This is a genomic window from Pseudomonas sp. PS02302 (genome assembly GCF_029959585.1).
GTDB lineage: Bacteria > Pseudomonadota > Gammaproteobacteria > Pseudomonadales > Pseudomonadaceae > Chryseomonas > Chryseomonas aestiva.
Map to the genome: position 1 here is coordinate 1 of NZ_JASCON010000020.1, position 19,852 is coordinate 19,852.

Sequence of the window (19,852 nt, forward strand, 5' to 3'; positions counted from 1 at the left end):
GTGGAAAGCCACCTAAATGCTTCAAACGAATTAACAGTCGAGTCGAACGTATGGCTTGCCCCGATCACTGCCCCCCCCCCAGAATGCTGAAGCGAAGCGCCATGAAAGCAGTCGCGTGCCAGAAGGACATCAGGATCCGCAGTACCCGCACCCTTTGATCTCGGCAGCCATGACCATCCGCGCTCGCTACCTGAACAGTGCTCGCCGCCGAGCATGGTAATGCGACCCCCAACCTCAGCGGGCTTGGATACATTGCCGGCACAGGATCCATGTTTTCTCAGCGTTCGCTGTAGCGACTGCCATCGAAACAGGTAGGGTCCTCATCCAGGTACCGGCGCATCCGCCGCCAGAGGGTCGCCGTGCTGATGCCGAGCCGGGCCGCGGCCTGCTTGCGATTCCCGCCCACCGCGCAGAGGGCCGCATGCAGGATCGCGCGCTCATCGGGTAACGGCGACAACTCGGTCTGGGGCAGGTCACCGAGCAGTTCGTCAAGCAACTCGTCGGCGGGTAGGTCGCAGGAGAGCAAGACGCCCAGGCGCTCGACCAAATTGGCAAGCTGGCGCACGTTGCCTGGCCACGCATAGTCGGCGAGTCGAGTCAGCAGGGTCTGGGTGAGCGCCCGGGTCGCGGCGGAGGGATCGGCCAGGAGCCGATCCAGCAATTCGGGCAGATCGCCACGCCGCTCGCGCAACGGGGGCAGCGTCAGGCGCAGGACGCAGAGCCGGTAGTAGCAATCTTCGCGAAACAGCCCTTTGCCGACCTGCCCCAGCAAGGGCTTGTTGCTGGCCGTGATGATGCGGATGTCCACCGGCGTGACCTTGTCGTCACCGATGCGGACGACCTGGCGCTCCTGCAGGGTGCGCAGCAGTTTGAGCTGGATTTCCGCGGAGGTTTCGCTGACCTCGTCGAGGAACAGCGTGCCGGTGTGGGCCAGCTCGAAGACACCGGTGCGGCCCTCGCTGGACGCCCCGGTGAAGGCGCCCCGGACGTAGCCGAACAGCTCGCTTTCCAGCACCCCGGGGGCGAAGGCAGCGCAATTGATGGCCACGAAGGGGCCATGGCGGCGCGCCGAGGCATTGTGGATGCTCTGGGCGAAGAGTTCCTTGCCGGTACCGGTCTCGCCTTCGATGATCAGGGTGCTGTCGGCACTGGCGTAGGCCTGGGCCAGCCGCTTCGCCCGCTGCAGGGCGGGGCTGCTGCCGACGATGTCGGCGAAGGTGCGCCGCGCCAGGTGCTGGCCGGCGAGCGCTCGCCGCATCTTGCGCTCGAGGGTCTTGATGTCCGTCTGTTTCTGCAGGGTGGCGACCGCACCGATAACCTGGCCATCCAGCTCGATGGGCGCGATGCTCAGCGTCAGGGAATGGCGGCCGATGTCCAGCAAGGCCCCGCGGACCGCCCTGCCCTGCTGCAAGGCCGGTTCGAAGTAGCGCCCGATGGGCAGGTCGAGGATGGGATCGCCACAGGCGAGATCTCCCATGTAGGACTGCGCGACCTGGTTCAGGCGTGTCACCCGGCCTGCGCCGTCGACGCTGAAGATGCCTTCGGACACGCAGTCGAGGATCGCCTGGATCATCTCGTAGCGACGCTGCAGTTCCTGGCGCTGCCCACGGCGTTCGTCCTCGATCCGAAGCAGGTGGAGAGCTTCGTCGAGGGCTTCGGCGGCGGCGTCGCCATCGGTATCCGACATCACGAAATGCAGACCGCGGGTGGTGACGGCATCGGCGAAGGACAGCCCGCCGATGGTCACCTCGATGCCCTGCGCCTGTAGCTCGTCCAGGCGGGCGTCGATCTCCCGGCTGCTGGCGAGCGGGTCTATCACGCAGATGTGGGCATCGGGCATGAAGGCGTGGGATTTGGCGAGAATCCGCGCGTAGCCGTCCGAAGTGGCGAGAAAGGCCACGCGGGGCGAAATGCGCAATGCCTGGCGATAGGCATTGATGCAATCGAAGAAGGTGTGCCTGAGCTCCACCACCGGCACCCGGAAGTGCTCCCGCAGGCGGTGGGCCGTTTTGCCACGGCTGATCAGGACCACCGCGCCCTGGTCCAGCAGGTGCTGGGCGATACGCAGGGCGTCGCCCTGTACGGCTTCCACCACGGGCAGCACCAAACCGCGCCGAGAGAGCAGCGCTTCCATGGCCAGGGTAAGGGTGCGCGAGGGTGCGATGACGGCGATCCGGCCGGACACGGGGGGACTTGGCTCGGCATTCATAGACGTTCTGCTTGTTTCAGGCCTTTCACCAGCTTGAAAGCTTTTGCACGCTTGCGCCATGACTTTCGCTTCGCAGCATTCGGCCAGGAAAGCGTCAGGACCAACCTATCCAATTGATCAGAATGAGTTTTTTCAATTCGACCTGACCCTGCTGGGTGATCTGGCACACGCCTTGCGCCGCTACTGGCAAACAACATCAAGAAGGTAGCTGGCAATGAAAATGGTCTTCATAGGCTTCGGCGAGGCCGCCTATCACCTGGCCCTCGGCCTGGGCGCCACGGAAGGATTGCAGCTGGGCGCCTACGACGCCTATCGCGACGACGCCAAGGCAGGTCCGCTGATCCGGCAGCGCGCTGCCCAGGCCGGGGTGGAACTGTTCGACAGCCCGGAGCAGGCCTGCCAGGCAGCACGCTTCGTACTCTGCCTCACCAGCGCGAGCAGCGCCCTGGCCCTGGCTGAGCGCATCCTGCCGCTGCTGACGGCAGGCCAGGACTACCTGGACCTGAACTCCGCGGCCCCTGCGGTCAAGCAGCGCATCGAGCGCCTGCCACGGGCCGCCGGTGTGGGCTTTTGCGATTGCGCCGTGATGGGCACCGTGCCGGGCAACCATCACCGCGTCCCGATGCTGCTGGCCGGCAGCGCGGCGCCGGCCTTCGCCGCCGCCCTCACCCCTTGCGGCATGCGCCTCACCGTACTGGACGCCGAGCCCGGCGCCGCCTCGGCCATCAAGATGCTCAAGAGCGTGGTGATGAAGGGACTGCCGCAACTGTTCCTCGAATCCTTTCAGGCGGCCGAGCGCTTCGGAGTGCTCGACACCCTGGTCGCCTCCCTCGGCGAGTCCCTCGATGGCAAGACGGTAACGCAACTGGCCGACACCTTCACCGCCCGCACGCTCATCCACGCCAAGCGCCGCGCCGCCGAACTGGACGACGTCGTGGCGACCCTGCAGGCGGTGGGCGTCGAGGCCAGCATGTCCATCGCGACCCGCGATCAACTGCTGAAACTGGCGCAGCAGGACTGGAACGCCGAACTCGGCCCCGGTGGCAGCGAGCTGGACTACCGCACCGCCATCGCCCATTTCACCCGCGCCCTACAGGAGTCGTCGCGATGAACACCGATCAGTACCTGCCGCTACCCGAACTCATTCCCGCCGCGCTGCTCGAGCGCTTCCGCGCCCTCAGCCCGGCGCAGCTGTGCGATGGCATGCAGAGCCTGGGCATTCCCCGCAGCGGCTGCATGGACGCCGAGCTGCTGCCATTGGACCCGGACAAGCTCCTGCTGGGCACCGCCTGTACCGTGGACACCGAGGATGGCGACAACTTTCCCATCCATGTCGCCATCTACCAGGGGCAACCCGGCTACGTGCTGGTGGTGGCCGGCAAGGCGAACCGGGAGCGTGCCTACCTCGGTGACCTGATGGCCGGGGCGGCCCAGGCGGTCGGCCTCGCCGGTCTGGTGGTCGACGGCTGCGTGCGCGACCGGCGTCCGCTGGCGGAGCTGGACATCCCGATCTACGCCAAGGGCTTCATGCAGCGCAGCCCGGCCAAGCACGGCCCTGGTCGGATCAACGTGCCAGTCCAGTGCGCGGGCGTCGAGGTCGCGCCGGGCGATCTGGTCTTCGGCGACTACGACGGCATCACCGTGGTGCCCCGCGCCCGCCTGCTGGAGGTGCTCGAAGCCGCGGAGCAGAAGGACGCCTACGAGGCGCAACGCCGCAGGGTCATCGCCGACTATGCCCGCTGTCGTGCCCAGGGTGAGCCCCTGCCGCCGCTGGCGCCAGACTGGGTGACCGCGCTCCTGGAAAAGCGCTGACCGTCGCCTCGGGAGCCCATCACCAGGGCTCCTCCCGTTCCACTCCTTTCGCGTCCCGATAACAATAAGACTGGGAGTTGCTCCGAATGCTGACCTTTCTCGGCTATGCGCTGATCATCGCCTTTCTGTTCCTGGTCATCCGGCAGAAGCTGTCACCCTTCACCGGCCTGATCGTGGTCTCCCTGGCCGCTGGCGCCCTGGCCTGCATCGCCAACGGCGTCCCCTTCGAATCCCTGGTCACCTGGATTCGCGAAGGCCTGTTCTATTCCACCAGCCCAAGCGGCAAGGTGGCACTGGGCACGGTCAACCCCACGGTGATGATCCTCTTCGCCATCCTCTACTTCAGCCTGATGATGAACGTGGGGCTGTTCGATCCGCTGTGCACCTATCTCATCCGCAAGGCCAATGGCGATCCGCTGAAGATCATCCTGGTGACGGCCTTCACCTCCTCGGTGGTGACCCTGGACGGCGATGGCACCACCACCATCCTGATCATCACCAGCGCCTTCCTGCCGCTCTACAAGCAGATGGGGCTGAAGCTGTCGAACCTGGCCATGCTCATCATCCTGCCCTGCGGCCTGGGCAACTGCCTGCCCTGGGGCGGCCCGCTGGCACGCGCCGCCGCGGTGTTGAACGTGGAGGTGAACACCCTCTTCGTGGCGATTCTGCCGATCCTGGGCGTGTCCTTCGTCTATGTGTTCTGCATGGCCTATCTGATGGGCCGCAAGGAACGCGAGCGGCTCGGCTACATCCCCGGCGAACGCGCCATCGTCACGCCGCAGCAGATCGAGGACATGGTCACCGTCATCCAGGAGAACGACCGGGAATTCAAGCGACCCCGCCTCTTCCTGTTCAACCTGGCGCTGACCGTGAGCATGCTGGTCACGCTGCTGGCCGGCTGGGCCAGCGGCGCCATCGTCTTCATGCTGGGAACCGCCATCGCCCTGGCGGTGAACTACAGTGCCACCGAACAGCGCGAGCGCATCACGGCCAATGGCGGTGATGCCATCGCCGTCGCGTCCATCATTCTGGCGGCGGGCTGTTTCCTCGGCATCTTCAACGGCAGCGGCATGGCCGCCGCGGTGGCCACCAGCATCGCCGGGCTGATTCCCGAGTCCATGGGCAGCCACACGGCGCTGGCCTTCGCCTTCCTCGGCGCCATCGCCTGCTATGCGCTGCCGGTGGACGCCTACTACTTCGGCATCCTGCCGGTGGTGGCGCCCATCGCCTATCAGTTCGGCATCACCCCCACCGAGATCGGCGTGGCCTCCTTCATGGGGCAGGCCCTGCGTTATGCGAGTCCGACAGTCGCCTGGCTGTTCCTGCTGATGAACCGTACGGAAATGACCTTTGGCGAGTACCAGAAGGAATTCTTCAAGTGGTCGCTACCGATGTTCGGCCTGTTCATCGTCACCGCCATCGTGACCGGTGAACTGCCCATCGGCTGACTCCCTGGCGCCCCGGGCTTCAGCAGTCGGCCGTCATCTGGGCAGGCGAACTGCAAGGTCCCAGCGGGTGGTGTCGGGCCAGGCGTGGAAGCGCACCCCGTCGAATGCCGAGTCAATCATCTCGGCATTCGGCCAGCCATGCGCAGTGGCGAGACATTCAGTCCTTCCGAGTTCCTTGTCGACCTCCCCTCGGCCAACTTGGGCACTGACGTCCACGTTCTTCCCGCACACTTTTCCCTGTGGCCGGCGCTGTATCAGGGGCAGGCGCTGAGTGACATCCAGACGCGCCGCCGCGGTGCAACCCGGCTCCATCCTGGCGCAGCGCCTTTTGACCAGGCAGCCAAAGGTTCGCCCAAGCGTGAACCAATGCCACGGGTGCGGTCCGCGAGCGGAATCGAGGCATCGCCCCAGAGCCTCGCGCCGAAAGAACCCCCGAACCAATTTCAAATGGCATCCGCCTTGCACCCGTCTCCAGTATCCGGATCTCCCCGGCGATGGCACTGGCAGCACGCTTCGCCTCGGGAGACAGCCCAGACCTAAGAGGCAAAGGTTCGATGCAGATCCATACCGATGACAGCGCCCGCCTGGCCCTGGATGCCTTGCGCAACCTGGTTGCCCAGCAGAGCAGCGTACCCGACAAGCCCTTGCCGCCGGAGCGCGAGCTGGCCGGCGAATTCGGGGTCAGCCGCCGCTCCATCCGCCGCGCCCTGGCGGTGCTCGAAGCCGAGGGCCAGGTCTGGCGCCGCCAGGGCAAGGGCACCTACGTGGGCCCCACACCGCCCTGCGCGGCCCTCACCCTCACCCAACTCTCCGCGCGCACCAACTTCAGCGAGGTGATGGAGGCGCGCCTGCACCTGGAGCCGAATCTCGCCGCCCTGGCCGCCCAGCGTGCCAGTGGCGAACAGCGCGCCCTGATCCGTCGCATGGCCGAACGCACCGCCTTCGAGCGCCTGGGCAGCAGCGAGGACGCCGACGCCATCGAGCTGTGGGACAGCGCCTTCCACCGCAGCATCGCCGAGGCCGCCGGCAATCGCCTGTTGCTGGACCTCTTCGAGATGCTCGACGCCATCCGCCTGGACCCGACCTGGCGCGACCTGCGCCATCGCGCCCGCAACGCCCAGCGCCTGCTGGCCTATCACGATGACCACCAGGCCCTGGTGGAAGCCCTGGACGCCCGCGATCCGGTCCGCGCCGCGGCGGTGATGCGCGCCCACCTGCGCGCCTTGCAGCTGGCCCTGGACAGCGTGCTGCAGCAGACCCTGGAGCCGGCCCTATGAGCGCCCCGGTGCTGGTGGTGGACGACCTCAGCGTGCGCTTTCCGGGCGCTCCGGCGGCCGTGGTGGAGGGCCTGAGCTTTACCGTGCAGCCAGGCCGCACCCTGGCCCTGGTGGGTGAATCCGGCTGTGGCAAGAGCGTGACCTCCATGGCCCTGATGGGGCTGCTGCCGGCCGGTGCTCAGGTCCGCGCCCGCCAGGCCAGCTTCATGGGTGAGGATTTGCTGGGCATGCCCGAGGCACGCCGCAGTGACTTGCGGGGCGATCGCCTGGCCATGGTGTTCCAGGAACCCATGACCTCGCTGAATCCGGCCTTCACCGTCGGCGCACAGCTGATGGAGACGGTGCTGCGCCATAGAGGTGGCAGTCAGTCGGCTGCCCGGCAGCGCGCCCTGGAGATGCTGGAGAAGGTACGGGTGCCAGCGGCGGCGCAGCGGCTGGCGGCCTATCCCCACGAACTTTCCGGCGGCATGCGTCAGCGGGTGATGATCGCCATGGCGCTGGCCAACGATCCGGCGCTGATCATCGCCGATGAACCCACCACGGCGCTCGACGTGACCATCCAGGCGCAGATCCTCGAACTCATCGCCAGTCTGCAGGCCGAGACCGGCAGCGCCATGATCCTCATCACCCACGACCTCGGCGTGGTGGCCGAGGTCGCCGACGAGATGGCGGTGATGTACGCCGGCCGGGTGGTCGAGTCCGGTCCGGTCGCCCAGTTGTTCGACGATCCGCAGCACCCCTATACCCTCGGCCTGATGGGCTCCATGCCCTCGCTGGGGCCGCGCACGGGCCGGCTGGCGACCATCGCCGGCCGGGTGCCGACGCCCGCCGAGATGCCGGCCGGCTGCCGCTTCGCCAGCCGCTGCCCCTTCGTCCTCGACGCCTGTCGCCTGGCCCCGCCGCCCCTGCTGGAGCTCGCTCCGGGCCAGCAGGTGGCCTGCCTCCGCGCGCCCCTGGAACAGCACCTGGAGACCAGCGCATGAAAGCGGTCGAACGCCCCATTCTCGAAGCCATCGGCCTGACCAAGCACTTCGGCGGCCAGGGCGGTTTCCTGCAACGCCCGCGCCCACCGGTCCAGGCGGTCAGCGATGTGTCCTTCGCCGTGCGGCGCGGCGAGACCCTGGCGCTGGTGGGCGAATCCGGTTCGGGCAAGTCGACCCTCGGCCGCCTGCTGCTCAACCTGCTCGCCCCTACCGCTGGCGACGTCATCTACGAGGGCCGCAACCTGGGCAATCTCAGTCCGACGGCGCTGCGCCAGGTGCGCCAGGAGTTGCAGATCATCTTCCAGGACCCCTTCGCCTCGTTGAATCCGCGCATGAGCGTGGCCGACATCGTTGGCGAACCGCTGTGGCTGCACAAGCCGCTGGATCGCGGTCAGCGCGCCGAGCGCGTGGCCGAGCTGCTGCGCACGGTGGGCCTGGCGCCGGAACTGGCCGGGCGCTATCCCCATGAATTCTCCGGCGGCCAGCGCCAGCGCATCGGCATCGCCCGTGCCCTGGCCGCCGAACCGCGCCTGCTGCTCGGCGATGAGCCGGTCTCGGCACTGGACGTCTCGGTACAGGCGCAGGTGGTGAACCTCCTGGAAGACCTCAAGGCGCGCTTCGGCCTGACCCTGATCATCGTCGCCCATGGCCTGGGGGTGATCCGCCACATGAGCGACCGGGTGGCGGTGATGTACCTGGGCGAGATCGTCGAGCTGGCGCCGGTGGAGACGCTGTTCGAGACGCCCCTGCATCCCTATACCCAGGCGCTGCTGGCCGCGGTGCCGGTGAGCCATCCACGGGCGCGGCGACCGCGCACCCTGCTCGGCGGCGATTTGCCCAGTCCCACGGCGCCGCCCAGTGGTTGCCGCTTCCACACCCGCTGCCCCCACGCCCGGCCCCTCTGCCGCGAGGCCAAGCCAATGCTGGAACCCGCTGCCGGGGCAGGCCAGGTGGCCTGCCATTTCTGGCGCGAGATCGCGGGTGCGGGCGCCTCACCGCCGCCGCTGATCGCCACCAGCGCGGCCTTCACGCGCCGCCTGGCCCTGTTCAACCGTCATCAGTCCCTTCTGGAGTCCACCCCATGAAAGTCTCCGCCTGGCTCTGCGCCACCCTTCTGCTCCTGGCCGGCAGCTCCGCCCTGGCCGAGACCACCCTGCGCATCGGTATCCAGGACGATCCCGACGTGCTCGATCCGCATCGCTCGCGGACCTATTCCGGGCGACTGGTCTACACCGCCCTGTGCGACAAGCTGGTGGATGTCTCGCCACAGCTGGAGCTGGTGCCCCAGCTGGCCACCGCCTGGCAGTGGGGCGACGACAACCGCAGCCTGACGCTGCACCTGCGCCCGGGCGTGACCTTCCATGACGGCGAGGCCTTCGACGCCGCCGCGGTGAAATTCAACCTGGACCGTGCCCGCAGCCTGCCCGACTCGCTGCGCAAGAGCGAACTGGCCTCGGTGGATACCGTGGAGGTGGTCGATCCCCAGACCGTGCGCATCCACCTCAAGCAACCTGATGCCACCCTGCTCGCCCAGCTCTCCGACCGTGCCGGCATGATGCTCGCGCCCAAGGCGTCCACGGGCGACGTGGGCAGCAAGCCGGTCTGCTCCGGCCCCTATCGTTTCGTGCAGCGGGTGCAGCAGGACCGCATCGTGCTGGAGCGTTTTCCGCAGTACTGGAACGCCAGCGCCTATCACTTCGACCGGCTGATCTTCCTGCCCATTCCCGACACCTCGGTACGCCTGGCCAACCTGCGCTCGGGCGACCTGGACATCGTCGAGCGGGTCGCGCCCACCGACGTCAAGGGCCTGCAGGGCCAGGCCGGCTTCACCCTCTACAACACCCCGGGCCTGGGCTACATGCAGCTCATGGTGAACATGGCCAACGGCGACCGGGCGAAGAATCCCTTTGCCGGGGACAAGCGCGTGCGTCAGGCCTTCGACCTGGCGCTGGATCGCGAGGCGCTCAATCAGGTGGTGTTCGAGGGGCTCTATGCGCCCAGCGTGCAGCCCTTCCCGCAGAGCAGCCCCTACTACGACAAGGCCTTCGCGGTGCCGGCCCGCGACGTGGCGCGCAGCCAGGCGCTGCTCAAGGCGGCCGGAGTCGCCCTGCCGGTCAAGGTCGAACTCAAGATCGCCAACAACCCCATCGCCCAGCAGGTGGGTCAGTTGATCCAGGCCATGGCCGCCGAGGCCGGCTTCGAGGTCAACCTGGTCGCCACCGAATACGCCACCCTGCTGGCGGAACAGCATGCCGGCAACTTCCAGCTCGGCCTGAGCGCCTGGTCCGGCCGCCCCGATCCGGATGGCAACGTGCATCAATTCGTCACCTGCAAGGGCAATCAGAACGACGGCCACTACTGCAACGCGGCGCTGGATCAACTGCTCGACCAGGCCCGCACCACCAATGACCAGACGCAGCGCCAGGCGCTCTATGCCCAGGCCCTGACCCTGCTGCGCGAGGAGCTGCCGGTGTTCTATCTCTATTTCGATCCGCGCATCATCGCCACCCGCGCCGACCTCAAGGGCTTCATCCCCAACCCCGACGGCCTGATTCGCCTGGCCGGCGTCACCCGCGGACAATAGCCATGCTGCGTCTCTTCCTGCGTGGCCTGCTGAGTGCCCTGCCGACCCTCTTGCTGGTGTCGCTGTTCGTCTTCACCCTGCAGCAACTGCTGCCGGGCGATCCGGTGCTGGCCATGGCCGGCGAGGAGCGCGACCCGCAGGTGCTGGAATTCCTGCGCGAGAAATACCGGCTGAACGACCCCGTGCCGGTGCAGTACCTGCACTGGATGGGCGGGGTGCTGCAGGGTGACCTGGGCATCTCGCTGCGCACCGACCAGCCGGTGACGGCGCTGATCGCCGAAAAGCTGCCGGTGACCCTGGAGCTGTCGCTGCTGGCCATCGTCATCGCCCTGCTCATCGGTATCCCCACCGGCATCCTCGCCGCGGTACGCCGTGGCACGGCGGTCGACTACGGTGCCAACCTGGTGGCCCTGTCCGGCATCTCCATCCCGCACTTCTGGCTCGGCATCCTGCTGATCCTGCTGTTCGCGGTGAAGTTGCAGTGGCTGCCCGCCTCCGGCTTCGTGCCCTTCCACGAAGACCCGCTGCGCAACCTGCGCACCCTGGTCCTGCCAGCCTTCGTGCTGGGCGCCGGCCTCTCCGGCACCCTGATGCGCCATACCCGGGCAGCCATGCTGGAGGTGCTGCGCGCCGACTACGTGCGCACCGCCCGGGCCAAGGGCCTGCGCGAGCGGGTGGTGATCCTGCGCCATGCCCTGCGCAATGCGCTGATGCCCATCGTCACCCTCACCACCCTGCTGTTCGGCGAACTGCTCGGCGGCGCGGTGCTCACCGAGCAGGTCTTCAGCATCCCCGGCTTCGGCAAGATGATCGTCGACGCCGTGTTCAACCGCGACTACGCGGTGGTCCAGGGGGTGGTGCTCTGCGTGGCGGTGGGCTTCGTGTTGCTCAACCTGTTGGCCGACCTGCTCTACCGCCTGATCAATCCGCGCCTGAGGCAAGCCGCATGAATGCCCTTACCCTGCCCCACCCGGCCACGCTGCGGCCCGCGCGCTCGCCCTTCTGGCGCAAGTTCAGCGCCAATCGCGGCGCGCTGCTCGGCGCCGTGCTGATCCTGACCTTCGCCCTGGCCGCCCTGCTGGCGCCCTGGCTGGCCCCCTTCGACCCGCTCAAGACCAGCTTCCTGGCGGTACGCAAGGCGCCCTCGGCGCTGAACTGGCTGGGCACCGACGAACTCGGGCGCGACCTGCTCTCGCGCCTGCTGTGGGGCGCGCGCAGCTCCCTGCTGGCCGGGGTGGTCTCGGTGGCCATCGCCCTGCTGGTGGGCGTCCCCCTGGGCCTGGTGGCCGGCTATTTCGGCGGCTGGCTGGACGCCCTGATCTCGCGCCTGCTGGAGGCGCTGCTGTCCTGTCCCTTCCTGGTCCTGGCCATCGCCCTGGGCGCCTTTCTCGGCCCGAGCCTGGGCAATGCCATGATCGCCATCGGGCTGTCCGCCATGCCGGTGTTCGCCCGGCTGACCCGTGGTCAGGTGCTCGCCATCCGCCACGAGGACTATCTGGAAGGGGCCCGCGCCATCGGCCTGCCGGATCGCTGGATTCTCTGGCGCTACGTCCTGCCCAACATCCTCTCGCCGCTGGTGGTCCAGGCCACCCTGACCATCGCCGCCGCCATCCTCGCCGAGGCCAGCCTGTCGTTTCTCGGCCTCGGCCAGCAACCGCCGATGCCTTCCTGGGGTTCCATGCTCAACACCGCCAAGAACTTCATGGAGCAGGCGCCCTGGATGTCCATTGCCCCGGGCGTCTGCATCTACCTCACCGTCCTCGGCTTCAACCTGCTGGGCGACGGCCTGCGCGACGCCCTCGATCCTCGTCACCAATGAGACCCTTCGCCATGCCCGATCTGGACTATCACAACCCCTATTCCTCGGCTCGCTCACCGGTCATGGGCCGCAACCTGGTGGCCTGCTCGCAGCCGCTGGCCGCCCAGGCCGGGGTGGAGATGCTGCGCCGCGGCGGCAACGCGGTGGACGCCGCGGTGGCCGCCGCCATGGTGCTCACCGTGGTGGAACCCACCGGCTGCGGCATCGGCAGTGACGCCTTCGCCATCGTCTGGGATGGCGAGAAGGTGCAGGGCCTCAACGCCTCCGGTCGCGCGCCGCGGGGCTGGACCCCGGAATTCTTCGCCGGCCAGAGCGCCATGCCGGCCCGCGGCTGGGGCGCGGTCACGGTGCCCGGCGCCGTCTCCGCCTGGGTCGCCCTGGCCAAGCGCTACGGCAAGCTGCCGCTGACCACCCTCGCCGGCCCGGCGATCCACTATGCCCGCGACGGTTTCCTGCTCACCCCGGTGATCGCCGAACTCTGGCGGCGCGGCGCCGAGCAGCTCAAGGACCAACCCGGTTTCGCCGCCTGCTTCCTGGCCAACGGCGTACCCCGCGCCGGCACCCTGGTGCGCCTGCCCGATCATGCGCGGACCCTGGAGGCGATCGCCGAAAGCGAAGGCGCCACCTTCTACCAGGGCGAACTGGCCCAGGCCATGGCCCGTCATGCCCGCGAACACGGCGCGGTGCTGGACGAGGAAGACCTGCGCGCCCACCGGGCCGACTGGATCGAGACCCTCTCGGTGCCCTTCGCCGGCGCCGTGGTGCACGAGTTGCCGCCCAATGGCCAGGGCATCGCCACCCTCGCCGGCCTGGGTATCCTGGAGGCCGCCGGCATCGGCGCTGATCCCGTGGACAGCCCCGCCACCCTGCACCGGTCGATCGAGGCCATGAAGCTGGGGCTGGCCGATCTCTACCAGCACGTCACCGACTCCGCGCACATGCGCATCCAGGCCGAGCACCTGCTGGACCCGGCCTACCTGCGCGAGCGCGCCGGGTTGCTCGGGCCACGTGCCGGCGATCCCGGCTATGGCGCCCCGCGCCCCGGCGGTACCGTCTGCCTGTCCGCGGCCGACGACAGCGGCATGATGATTTCCTTCATCCAGTCCAACTACATGGGCTTCGGTTCAGGCGTGGTGGTGCCGGGCACCGGCATCAGCCTGCAGAATCGCGGCGCCGGCTTCACCCTGGCGCCGGATCACGTCAACAGCGTGGCGCCAGGCAAGCGGCCCTTCCACACCATCATCCCCGGCTTCGCCATGAATGCCGACGGCACCCCGCTGATGGCCTTCGGCCTGATGGGCGGCCCGATGCAGGCCCAGGGGCACCTGCAGCTGATGCTGCGCATCCTCAAGTACCGGCAGAATCCCCAGGCCGCCGCCGACGCACCGCGCTGGCGCCTCGAAGGCGGCCGCCGGGTCGCGGTGGAAAGTAGCCTGGATCCGGCCACCCTGGCGGCGCTGCAGGCCCTGGGCCACGAGGTGACCGTGGAAGAGCCCTCCGGCGTGTTCGCCTTTGGCGGTGCCCAGATCATTCAGCGCGTGGCCGGTGGCTACGTGGGCGGCTCCGATCCGCGCAAGGACGGCCTGGTGGCGGGTTACTGAAGGCAAGGGCGACGCGGTCGGCGATACGGAGCGCCTCAGGCTACTCAGCCGTAGCTTGAAGCTCCGCTCCCGGGAGACCGCGTGCTGGAAAAGGCGCAGCTGCGCCTTTTGGCGCCCCCTCAGGCTCAGGCGTGGCACCTCGGGGCTGGAGATCTTCGAACACGCATCCAACCCTCTCGTGGAGACTCAGATACGCCTTCCACTGCCATCGGCAGCGGATCAGCTGCAAAGCCGTAGCCCGCCTCCCCGGGCGCTCGGCCTCAGCAGCCGCCTCGCCTAAGCGGCGCCACCACTCGTCGCCCCGCAGTGATATCGCATTAATGTTTATTGCGATATCAAAAAAGCCACGACATAGTGGCTCGAAGCCATCAATCCCGAGTCGAGCCCGAGCCCCTTATGCACCCTGATCCCCAGAGCCACGCCCGCGAGGCGCTGCTTGGCCTGCATCGCCAGCTACAGGAAAACGCCAGGCGGCTGGGCACGGTGGACTGCGACGATCCGGACGTCCGCGCTGTCCTGCAGGCCGTGCAGGATCTCAATGAGCGGGTTGCCGACATGGTGGCCGAGACGGCCCTGCTGGCGCCCCTGCCGCTGGACCCGGTCGCAGGAAGCAGCGCTCACGACGCCACCGATCAGCGCTGATCCGCCGGACCTTTCTGCCTCAGCGCGCCGCCGCCCTGCCCGGTGTTCGGGATACCAGGCAGTGCGGTGCACGGCAATCGACAGAGAGCGTCGGCAGACCAGGACGGCTGGCTGCGGAAACCGGGCCAGCACGCAGACGCCTAGCGGCCGGCGTCCTTACCCGGCAGGCGCTGGAAGGCACGGGCCCATTCGAGCAGGGAATTTTCCTCGTCGGTACGATCGTCCACCCCACACTCTTCCAGCACGGTCACCACGCGATTCATGAAGTCTCGATCAACGCGAGCCTGCTCCATGATCCGGTCCAGATTCAGCTGACCGAGTTGCTGGAGGGTGGTCTGAAATTCCTTGTCTTCCATGCCCATGACATCTGTCCCTGTAAGCACGGCTGCCGATCGCCGGCTGGCCTAGTGCTATCATCTTTCGCGCGGGCGTTATTCACATAACGGTTATCGCATGAAGTGTCGATAATGATGACTGAGCGGCAGTTGGCAGCACTCCGAGCTCGTCGACTCAGGGCTTCCGGTCGACCCGCTCCTGGCGGCACTGGCGCTCAACCGAGCACCAGCGGCAGCACCAGAGCGGTAACGATCCCGAGCAGGATCATGCCCAGCGCCGAGAACGCCGCCGTCTCCTGGCTTTCCCGCAAGGCATGGGCGGTGCCTATGGCATGGCCGTTCATGCCGAGGGTCAGACCGCGGGCCGCGGGATCCTCGACCTTGAAGACCTTGAGCAGTGGCAGGGCCAGCGTGGTGCTGATGACGCCGGTCAGCATCACGATCACCGCGGTCAGTGGCGCGACGCCACCGAAATGATCCGCCAGGGGCAAGGCGATCGGCATGGTCACCGACTTCGGCAGCAGACTCATCAGCAGTGTCTCCGGCAGGCCGAACAGCCAGCCCAGGGCCAGGGTCAGGGAAACACCTACCACGCCGCCAACCGTGAGGGTTATCAGCAGCGGCGTGCAGAGTGCCGTCACGCGCTGGACGTTCTTGTAGAGCGGAACGGCCAGGCCCACGGTGGTGGGTCCGAGCAGCATCGAGAGCAGGCCGCTGGCGCTTCGATACCTGTCGTAGGGAATCCCGCCGATCAAGAGCACGGTCGCGACGATGGCGGTGGTGATCAGCACCGGTTGCAGCATGACCAGGCGCAGGCGCTGTTGCAGCACGAGCGCCAGCTGATAGGCCGCGAGCGTCAGGGACAGGGCCAGCAGGGAAGCGAGGGCCGGGTCAGACATGGTCTTTGCTTCTACCGATCAGGTACTGCAGCAGCCAGCCACACAGGGGTACGGTGACCAGCAGGGACAGGGCGATGACCAGCACCAGGCGCAACCACACCGAGGTCTCGAGGCCGCTGAAATCGACGATGCCAACCGCCGGCACCACGAGCATCAGGGGCAGATAACCAAGCAGATTGCCCGCCATCTTCTCCACCCCTTCGGGCACCCTGCGCAGCAGGATCAGCAGGGCGAAAAGCACGATGATCCCTATGACACTGGCCGGAATACCGCCGATGAAGTTCGTCATATAGGTGCCAAGCAGGTAGCAACCCACCAGTGTCAGGAAACCCGTTACGTTCATAACCACCCCGAATGCCTTGTTATTCCAAACAGCCCGCACTATCCGACCGCGCAGCCATGCCAGGCCCGCGCCAACGGACCGGTCCGTTGGCTGTCGCCCCTTCCGCAGGAGCGGTGATCACTGCCGGTCAGGCTGTCTGACGTGCCCAACTACGCGCGGCCTCACTATAGGCGCATCTGAAAATGGCTGGGCAAGTCCATGCCGAGCTCAGCGAAAGATACCCACCCTGTTCGGCTCACTGTTGGGTTGGCGCCGCGATCCGCTTCGCCTTCCCCCTGACCTCGCAATCGCCTCGCCGGCTATCCCGCCACGCTCCCTGAGCGAGACCTGTCGAGACGCCAGCCGGCCCGGGAAGACAGCCAAGGCTGATGCAGCCGCTAGCGCCTCACGCCGGTACCGCGCGCATGCCCTCGAAGATCAGGCGGGTGGTGTTGCGCACGGTGGCCGCGTGGCCTTCGCGATCCATCTCGTCACTGGCCGTCAGGCGCAGCAATTGCAGATGCGAATAGTCGTTGAGCAGGAAGGCCGCCAGCTCCACGTCCAGATCGGCGCGCAGCTTGCCGGCGGTCTGCAGCTCGCGCAGCACACCGGCGATCTCGCCCTGCAGGCCGCGGTTCATCTGCCGATAGGCCTGGGGCAGCCCGCTGTCGCCCCCCACCAGTACCAGCGGCAGCAATTCGCGCCAGAGGGCGGCGGGCAGGACGTCCAGGGCGTAGCTGACGAGCAGGTGCTCCAGATGGCAGAGCGCCTCGACGGGGTCCGCGACGTCGCGGATGTGCCGGCGCACGTCGATCAGGGCCCGGCGATCGGACTCCTTGATCATTTCCAGGATGATCTCGTGCTTGCTGCCGAAATACTTGAACACCGTGGGCGCCGAGACGCCGGCCTCGCGGGCGATCTGCTCGACGGTGGTCTCGCGAAAGCCCTGACGCTGGAACAGCATGACCGCCGCGGCCGAGATGGCGGTGCGGCGTAATTCCTTCTGACGTTCGCGTAGGCCGCTCACCGTCGCTCCTGATTCCCTTGGGGTGCGAAGGAGAATAGCTGGCCGGGCTTGGGTATGAAAAATATTTTATTGACTAAAGAAATTAACAGGGTTAATTATTTTCCCGTACCTGCTCTACGCAGGGCCACTGCCAGGATGAGTCTGATGAACCAGAGCCTCGACCGCTCCCTGGTTTCCCGGAATCGGGGAGTCAGCGAGATGTACGACCAACAAGAACAAGAGCCCGTACTGATGCAGGGTTTTCCGGCCGAGCCGGACCAGCGCGTGACCTGGGCCAACTGGATGTCACCGCCGTTCAATCGCTGGGGCTTTCGCAACCTGGCGCGCCTGCGCCCCACCATCGAGGTGGCTGCCGGGCCGCGATCGGACAGGGTGCTGGCCCATGCGCCCGTGGCCCTCGAAGCGCTGAGGTTCCAAAGCAGCTGCGGCCGCAGCGTCAGCGCCCTCGACCATCTGCGCGCCAGCAAGACCGACGGCTTTCTGGTGCTGCACCAGGGCCGCGTGGTGTACGAGCGCTACTTCAACGGCCAGGTCGCCACCGACCGCCACATCATGTTCTCGGTCACCAAGTCGCTGATCGGGGTGCTCGGCGAGCAACTCATCCACGACGGTGTGCTCGATGCCCAGGCGCTGACCCAGCATCATGTGCCGGAACTGGCCGGCAGCGCCTTCGGCGACGCCAGCGTCCGCCAGTTGCTCGACATGGCCGTGGGCGTCCACTACACCGAGCTCTACGACGATCCCACCTCGGCAAGCTCGCAATATGGCTATGCCTGTGGCTTCAAACCGGCCCCGCCCGACTACGCCCAGTACGAATCCCTGTACCAGTACCTGCCGTCATTGCGCAAAAGGTGCGAGCACGGCGGCCTCTTCCATTACGTGACCGCCACCACCGAGGTCCTGGCCTGGGTGATGGAGCGCGCCAGCGGCCTGGGCTGCGCCGAACAGTTGCAACGGATCTGGCAGCACCTCGGCTGCGAGCGCGACGCCTACTTCATGGCCGATCCCTGGGGTCGCAGCGTCGCCGGTGCCGGCTTCAACGCCACCTTGCGCGACATGGGCCGCTTCGGCCTGATGCTGGCCAACGGCGGTCGGGTCGACGGCCAGCAGGTCATCGACCCGGCGGTCGTGGAGGCCATCGCGGCGGGCGGGGATCCGGCTCTCTATGGCGTGCACCAGGACTTCGCCGACTGGACCCCGGGTGCCTCCTACCGCAGCCAGTGGTATGTCTTCAACGATCATAGTCCGGCCATCATGGCCAGCGGTATCCACGGCCAGTACCTGTTCGTCGACCGCGCCGCCGAGGTGGTGATCGTCAAGCAATCCTCGCTACCCGAAGCGGTCACCGAACTGGACATCGATACCGTACGGCTGCTGCGCGCCATCGCCGCCCAACTGCGCGGCTGATCCATCCCTAACGAGATCGACGAGCGCCGGCCCGCCAGCGCTCCCACCTGCTGCGCCAGGTATTCGGTGGTCGCCTTGGCCACCCTTCACTGCCCTGTAATACAAGAAAAAAAATATTCAGGAGCTCTCTATGTGCACAACCAAGCGCCTTTCCGGCGTGCTGCTGGCGCTCGGCCTGCCGCTGGCCAGCCAGCCGGCCCTGGCGGGCTATCCATTCGAAAACGAAAACCTCAAAGGCGAGTTCAACCTGACGGCGGGCGCCGGTTCCATCACCACCCGGGGCGTCAATTTCGGCGCCAGTCGCGTGGATGCCCGCAGCGGCAGGAACGACGGCAGCCGCATTGCCTGGCAGGAGTTCTACGTCAAACCTGGCGTCACCCTCGACTATTCGCTCAGCGACAGGCTCCACCTGCTCGCCGGCGGCTCGGTGGTCGGCGCCGCCACCCTTGGCGACGGCGATGCCGGTGGCTTCACCCGCAGCTCCGATGGCCGCTTCGCCCCGGAAGAAGGCTACGCCGGGGTACAGGCAGGTGACTGGAAATTCACCGCCGGCCGCCAGAACTTCATGGTCGGCACCGGCTTCATCGTCATGGACGGCAATCTCGATCTGTTCGGCGATGGCGCCTACTGGCTCGGTCCGCGCACCGCCTTCCGCGACTCGGCGATCCTGGCGTGGGGGCATGGCCCGGCCCAGGCACAGGCCTTCACCCTGCGCACCGACGATCACTATGGCGATTTCCGCCTGAGCGGCGCCAACCTGGATTACGACCTCGACGGCCAGGTGACCCTCGGCGCCCTGGCCATGACGGTCGATACCCTGGCCAGCAACAACAGCACCGCGGCACGCCGCGACGGCATGCGGGTATACAACCTGCGGGCCCTGCGCGGTCACCTGCCGGGCCTGCCGAATCTCACCTTGAATGGCGAATACGCGGTGCAACGTGGTGGTGACGGCGCCCTAAGCTACGACGCCAGGGCCTGGTACGCCCAGGCCGACTACCAGTTCCAGGACCTGCCCTTCACGCCCACCCTCGGCTATCGCTACGCCGTCTTTTCCGGCGACGACAACCCGACCGACAGCCGCCAGAAGGCCTGGGACCCGCTGAGCAAGGGTTTCACCGACTGGAGTACCTGGCTGATCGGCGACGTGGTGGGCAACTACCTGCTGTTCAACAGCAACGAGCGCGTCCAGCAGTTCTCGCTGAAGAACCGGCTCAGCGACACCCTCACCCTGGGCGTCATCCACTACCAGTTCTGGCTCGACCAGGCCAACTTCCGCGGCGCCGCGGTCAGCGATCGGCGCTTCGCCGACGAGACCGCGGTGTACCTCGACTGGACGCCCAACCGGCAGTTCTACGGCTCGCTCTCGTACAACTGGGTGCAGGCCAGGTCGGCCGCCCGCCAGGCGTTCGGCGACAACGATCGCTTCAGCGCCCTCGAGCTGTATTTCACCTATCGCTACTGACCACCAGTCACCACAGCCCCCG

General features: G+C 67.1%; 18 protein-coding genes. 13 read left to right on the forward strand and 5 right to left on the reverse strand.

Annotated elements, in window-relative coordinates:
- Positions 1-277: 277 nt before the first annotated feature.
- Positions 278-2,209 carry a sigma 54-interacting transcriptional regulator gene (locus tag QMX82_RS09115; RefSeq protein WP_282282568.1) on the reverse strand — a complete coding sequence of 644 codons (1,932 nt, stop codon included), beginning with the start codon at positions 2,207-2,209 and terminating at the stop codon, positions 278-280.
- A gap of 214 nt (positions 2,210-2,423) precedes the next feature.
- On the opposite strand from QMX82_RS09115, the gene QMX82_RS09120 reads away from it, so the two are divergent.
- The 11 genes from QMX82_RS09120 to QMX82_RS09170 all read left to right on the forward strand — a co-directional run bounded on the left by QMX82_RS09120 (position 2,424) and on the right by QMX82_RS09170 (position 14,375).
- Positions 2,424-3,320, forward strand: a complete 897-nt coding sequence (locus QMX82_RS09120; protein ID WP_282282570.1) for a DUF1932 domain-containing protein — start codon at positions 2,424-2,426, stop codon at positions 3,318-3,320.
- A complete protein-coding gene (locus tag QMX82_RS09125; RefSeq protein ID WP_282282572.1) occupies positions 3,317-4,021 on the forward strand; it encodes an RraA family protein in 705 nt (234 codons plus the stop codon). Before QMX82_RS09120 ends, QMX82_RS09125 begins: the two co-directional genes overlap by 4 nt.
- A gap of 86 nt (positions 4,022-4,107) precedes the next feature.
- Positions 4,108-5,469, forward strand: a complete 1,362-nt coding sequence (locus QMX82_RS09130) for a CitMHS family transporter (protein ID WP_282282573.1) — start codon at positions 4,108-4,110, stop codon at positions 5,467-5,469.
- A gap of 554 nt (positions 5,470-6,023) precedes the next feature.
- Positions 6,024-6,746 carry a FadR/GntR family transcriptional regulator gene (locus tag QMX82_RS09135; protein WP_282282575.1) on the forward strand — a complete coding sequence of 241 codons (723 nt, stop codon included), beginning with the start codon at positions 6,024-6,026 and terminating at the stop codon, positions 6,744-6,746.
- The gene (locus tag QMX82_RS09140) at positions 6,743-7,729 is read left to right on the forward strand and encodes an ABC transporter ATP-binding protein (RefSeq protein ID WP_133860969.1); all 987 of its coding nucleotides are present in this window, start codon (positions 6,743-6,745) and stop codon (positions 7,727-7,729) included. Before QMX82_RS09135 ends, QMX82_RS09140 begins: the two co-directional genes overlap by 4 nt.
- Positions 7,726-8,814: an ABC transporter ATP-binding protein gene (locus QMX82_RS09145; RefSeq protein ID WP_133860970.1), complete on the forward strand. Its 1,089-nt coding sequence runs from the start codon at positions 7,726-7,728 to the stop codon at positions 8,812-8,814. The genes QMX82_RS09140 and QMX82_RS09145 overlap by 4 nt, the downstream gene beginning before the upstream one ends.
- A complete protein-coding gene (locus QMX82_RS09150) occupies positions 8,811-10,313 on the forward strand; it encodes an ABC transporter substrate-binding protein (protein ID WP_208691583.1) in 1,503 nt (500 codons plus the stop codon). Before QMX82_RS09145 ends, QMX82_RS09150 begins: the two co-directional genes overlap by 4 nt.
- A gap of 2 nt (positions 10,314-10,315) precedes the next feature.
- Complete coding sequence (locus tag QMX82_RS09155; RefSeq protein WP_158890471.1) at positions 10,316-11,263, forward strand: ABC transporter permease; 948 nt, start codon at positions 10,316-10,318, stop codon at positions 11,261-11,263.
- The gene (locus QMX82_RS09160) at positions 11,260-12,132 is read left to right on the forward strand and encodes an ABC transporter permease (protein ID WP_282282589.1); all 873 of its coding nucleotides are present in this window, start codon (positions 11,260-11,262) and stop codon (positions 12,130-12,132) included. The genes QMX82_RS09155 and QMX82_RS09160 overlap by 4 nt, the downstream gene beginning before the upstream one ends.
- Positions 12,133-12,143: 11 nt before the next feature.
- Entirely contained in the window at positions 12,144-13,733 is a 1,590-nt protein-coding gene (locus QMX82_RS09165) for a gamma-glutamyltransferase family protein (RefSeq protein ID WP_282282591.1), read from the forward strand.
- Between the two features lie 396 nt (positions 13,734-14,129).
- Complete coding sequence (locus QMX82_RS09170; protein WP_208691586.1) at positions 14,130-14,375, forward strand: hypothetical protein; 246 nt, start codon at positions 14,130-14,132, stop codon at positions 14,373-14,375.
- Between the two features lie 140 nt (positions 14,376-14,515).
- On the opposite strand, the gene QMX82_RS09175 is transcribed toward QMX82_RS09170, so the two are convergent.
- The 4 genes from QMX82_RS09175 to QMX82_RS09190 form a co-directional block, all read right to left on the reverse strand.
- Positions 14,516-14,737 carry a hypothetical protein gene (locus QMX82_RS09175; RefSeq protein WP_133860976.1) on the reverse strand — a complete coding sequence of 74 codons (222 nt, stop codon included), beginning with the start codon at positions 14,735-14,737 and terminating at the stop codon, positions 14,516-14,518.
- Positions 14,738-14,925: 188 nt separating this feature from the next.
- Positions 14,926-15,609: an LrgB family protein gene (locus QMX82_RS09180; RefSeq protein ID WP_187979580.1), complete on the reverse strand. Its 684-nt coding sequence runs from the start codon at positions 15,607-15,609 to the stop codon at positions 14,926-14,928.
- On the reverse strand, positions 15,602-15,952 hold the full coding sequence (locus QMX82_RS09185; protein WP_133860978.1) for a CidA/LrgA family protein: 351 nt from the start codon (positions 15,950-15,952) through the stop codon (positions 15,602-15,604). The genes QMX82_RS09180 and QMX82_RS09185 overlap by 8 nt, the downstream gene beginning before the upstream one ends.
- A gap of 385 nt (positions 15,953-16,337) precedes the next feature.
- A complete protein-coding gene (locus QMX82_RS09190) occupies positions 16,338-16,958 on the reverse strand; it encodes a TetR/AcrR family transcriptional regulator (RefSeq protein ID WP_208691587.1) in 621 nt (206 codons plus the stop codon).
- Positions 16,959-17,102: 144 nt separating this feature from the next.
- Here QMX82_RS09190 and QMX82_RS09195 point away from each other — a divergent pair, with 144 nt between their 5' ends.
- A complete protein-coding gene (locus tag QMX82_RS09195; protein WP_442969378.1) occupies positions 17,103-18,365 on the forward strand; it encodes a serine hydrolase domain-containing protein in 1,263 nt (420 codons plus the stop codon).
- Between the two features lie 130 nt (positions 18,366-18,495).
- Positions 18,496-19,830 (forward strand): alginate export family protein, encoded by a 1,335-nt coding sequence (locus tag QMX82_RS09200; protein ID WP_282282606.1) that lies wholly within the window; start codon positions 18,496-18,498, stop codon positions 19,828-19,830.
- Positions 19,831-19,852: the final 22 nt, after the last annotated feature.

What these genes read in the sequence shown, in the direction of transcription:
- QMX82_RS09115 (WP_282282568.1), bottom strand. Translation starts at nt 2,209, where the DNA reads ATGAATGCCGAGCCAAGTCCCCCCGTGTCCGGCCGGATCGCCGTCATC.
- QMX82_RS09120 (WP_282282570.1), top strand. Translation starts at nt 2,424, where the DNA reads ATGAAAATGGTCTTCATAGGCTTCGGCGAGGCCGCCTATCACCTGGCC.
- QMX82_RS09125 (WP_282282572.1), top strand. Translation starts at nt 3,317, where the DNA reads ATGAACACCGATCAGTACCTGCCGCTACCCGAACTCATTCCCGCCGCG.
- QMX82_RS09130 (WP_282282573.1), top strand. Translation starts at nt 4,108, where the DNA reads ATGCTGACCTTTCTCGGCTATGCGCTGATCATCGCCTTTCTGTTCCTG.
- QMX82_RS09135 (WP_282282575.1), top strand. Translation starts at nt 6,024, where the DNA reads ATGCAGATCCATACCGATGACAGCGCCCGCCTGGCCCTGGATGCCTTG.
- QMX82_RS09140 (WP_133860969.1), top strand. Translation starts at nt 6,743, where the DNA reads ATGAGCGCCCCGGTGCTGGTGGTGGACGACCTCAGCGTGCGCTTTCCG.
- QMX82_RS09145 (WP_133860970.1), top strand. Translation starts at nt 7,726, where the DNA reads ATGAAAGCGGTCGAACGCCCCATTCTCGAAGCCATCGGCCTGACCAAG.
- QMX82_RS09150 (WP_208691583.1), top strand. Translation starts at nt 8,811, where the DNA reads ATGAAAGTCTCCGCCTGGCTCTGCGCCACCCTTCTGCTCCTGGCCGGC.
- QMX82_RS09155 (WP_158890471.1), top strand. Translation starts at nt 10,316, where the DNA reads ATGCTGCGTCTCTTCCTGCGTGGCCTGCTGAGTGCCCTGCCGACCCTC.
- QMX82_RS09160 (WP_282282589.1), top strand. Translation starts at nt 11,260, where the DNA reads ATGAATGCCCTTACCCTGCCCCACCCGGCCACGCTGCGGCCCGCGCGC.
- QMX82_RS09165 (WP_282282591.1), top strand. Translation starts at nt 12,144, where the DNA reads ATGCCCGATCTGGACTATCACAACCCCTATTCCTCGGCTCGCTCACCG.
- QMX82_RS09170 (WP_208691586.1), top strand. Translation starts at nt 14,130, where the DNA reads ATGCACCCTGATCCCCAGAGCCACGCCCGCGAGGCGCTGCTTGGCCTG.
- QMX82_RS09175 (WP_133860976.1), bottom strand. Translation starts at nt 14,737, where the DNA reads ATGGGCATGGAAGACAAGGAATTTCAGACCACCCTCCAGCAACTCGGT.
- QMX82_RS09180 (WP_187979580.1), bottom strand. Translation starts at nt 15,609, where the DNA reads ATGTCTGACCCGGCCCTCGCTTCCCTGCTGGCCCTGTCCCTGACGCTC.
- QMX82_RS09185 (WP_133860978.1), bottom strand. Translation starts at nt 15,952, where the DNA reads ATGAACGTAACGGGTTTCCTGACACTGGTGGGTTGCTACCTGCTTGGC.
- QMX82_RS09195 (WP_442969378.1), top strand. Translation starts at nt 17,103, where the DNA reads ATGAACCAGAGCCTCGACCGCTCCCTGGTTTCCCGGAATCGGGGAGTC.
- QMX82_RS09200 (WP_282282606.1), top strand. Translation starts at nt 18,496, where the DNA reads ATGTGCACAACCAAGCGCCTTTCCGGCGTGCTGCTGGCGCTCGGCCTG.